Raw genomic sequence first — 2,298 nt, 5'->3', positions numbered from 1 at the left:
TTCTACCGAGAGTACTCTCCGTGATCAGCCACGCATTCTCATGCAGCATACTAGTCGCCACACATTCGCCCTTACTGATCTCGAGCGTCTCTGACGGTCAGAGCTTTTGCTTTTCCGCGAGTAAGCAGCGCCTTACTCCCATTAAACCTTCCGATCGAAGGTCCGTCGAGAGCGTCCTCTTCAACGGCTTTCATACTCATACAGCCAACAACCGTATGGTCCATGAGCGCTGCGCTGTGATCGTTGCTGACGCTATTGGGATCATGRATAGACAGACTCCGCATAAGGAGGAACTGCGTCCACTTTTGAGCGAGCTTGGTGAGATGCGCCGGCGGGTTCGCGAGGCGTCTGATCAGCTTGATGAGGCAGGAATTGAGCGAAGTCTCATGGTTATCCGGACTGCTCGCCAAGCATTACAGGAGCTGACGAGCGCCGTACCCGATGCTACCGAAGAGGAGGGTGCACGTTGAGGACACTACCTGGCAGCCGCGTCAAGATCGACGAGGAAGCGGCATACTTAGCAGTGTGCCACGATGTCGTAAGGAACAGGACTGACGTACAGGAGATTCTCGAACGCGAGAAATTCTTTGACGCCGCGGCGCGCCATAGCGCCGCCAATGAATGGTCGAATCTACGAGGCACCACATGGACGGGAACCCACGCGAACATCACAGGCATATCAATTATGTCTGCGCTGAGAGCTCACTTGTCTGGACTTCAGAGAGACAACTGCTGTTATTGCGGCCAGTCCATGCCACGTGGCGGCCACGCTAGGCAGCTGGAGCACGTCCTTCCGGCATCAGTGTACGGCCGTTTCTCTTTTCACTTCTGGAACATCTCGGTTGCGTGCGAGCGATGCAACCGCATCAAGGGAGATGGGTGCTATCAGCCTATTCCGCCATGCGCACTGGACTATCCCGAACACGATGAGTTCGTGGACTACTTCCATCCGCGCTTTCATTCGCTAGCTGATCACATCAAGCTCGGTCTGACTGGAACCATTGAGTACAGATACATCTACTTTGTTGGTCTATCCAAGCAAGGAAGGCAGCTGGTTGATGATGTGCTCCGAGAGGTAGCGCTGGAGGTTGCCCAAGAATCAAACGACCCAGTAGTCAAGGCTGCAGCAGCAAAAATTCGGGCTGGCGTGAGTTCTCAAGGCGCTGAAGCTCAGGCTGCGATTCTTCAGTTCGAGGAGGCGCTTCGTATAGCTATAGGGGCAGGAGACGCCTGAAGCTAGGTAGCAAAAAACCCTTAACCCCTCGGACCTTCGCGACGCCGGCGCCGGCGCCCACACAGGCGCTCGCACGAGACCTACTCGTAAGAGAAGTTTCTCCGGCCGAATTGTTGCGGGAGCAAAAAATTCCGGATAGCGAGGCAGAGTCACGACCATACACCATGGAGATATACTAGATGAGTGCTAAAGAGCTTGTAGACCGAGCTAAACAGGATGCCCTCGATAACTTCGCACATGCGATCTTCCCAATCTACCGATTCGATGCAGGCAGAGACCCAGTACATATTGGAACCTGCTTTGGCATTGAGCATTGCAAGAGACAGTTCCTGATCACTGCGGCGCATGTCATTGATCATCAATCTGTTGGGCAGCTTGCACTTGGAACCACTTCGGACAATTCTTTCGTGTCCATTGTGGGCGAATGGCACGTTTCCACGCCAGACGTAGCTGGCCGTGCCGAGGATCCGATCGATCTCGCGTGGCACCAGCTAACCGACGATGAAATAGCGAGGGTCCCGGTTGTAGAAAGCAGCATGATCGAGCAGAACACTGCTACGACGTCACGTGGTCGCGCACTGACAATGATCGGATTCCCGAGGTCCAAGAACAAGAAAGTATCCCCCAAGAGTTCTAATGAGAAGAGGCTTAGCCCGCGGAGGGCGCAGTACACCGATATGGAGATACTTCCCATAGAGCAGTTTGCGAAGCGTGGAATGTCAACCGCCACTCACGTAGCAATGAATCGCGATGCGAGGGCGATCGGGAGCGACGGTGCTGAAGAGAACACCATTGGTCACATTGGCCTTAGCGGAGGACCATTGATCTTTGCTGGCCTCAGTGAAGATTCTCCTCCACTGCAGCCTCAGAAGGTGGTTGGCGTGGTAATTGAGCATGGTGATGGGAGGGGGTCCGTTATTGCGCTGAGGATGTCGGTCGTGCTTCGGCTAATCGAAGATGTGATACTGCGATCGAAAACGCCAACTAACTGACGAATCCTCGTCCAAACCCTGGGCGGCGGCCTTCAGCGGCTTCTCAACTGACTCTTTTGCAAGCCGCACCGG

The 2,298-nt window shown here is 54.5% G+C and carries 2 protein-coding genes; both read left to right on the top strand.

Annotated features, from left to right (window positions below; genetic code table 11):
• Positions 1-466: 466 nt before the first annotated feature.
• Complete coding sequence (locus tag AC1DQP_RS19600) at positions 467-1,234, top strand: HNH endonuclease (protein ID WP_478052311.1); 768 nt, start codon at positions 467-469, stop codon at positions 1,232-1,234.
• Positions 1,235-1,413: 179 nt separating this feature from the next.
• On the top strand, positions 1,414-2,226 hold the full coding sequence (locus AC1DQP_RS19595; protein ID WP_478052310.1) for a hypothetical protein: 813 nt from the start codon (positions 1,414-1,416) through the stop codon (positions 2,224-2,226).
• Positions 2,227-2,298: the final 72 nt, after the last annotated feature.

Source organism: Stenotrophomonas sp. P5_A8, assembly GCF_056400545.1.
This window is presented reverse-complemented; position numbering and strand designations above follow the sequence as displayed.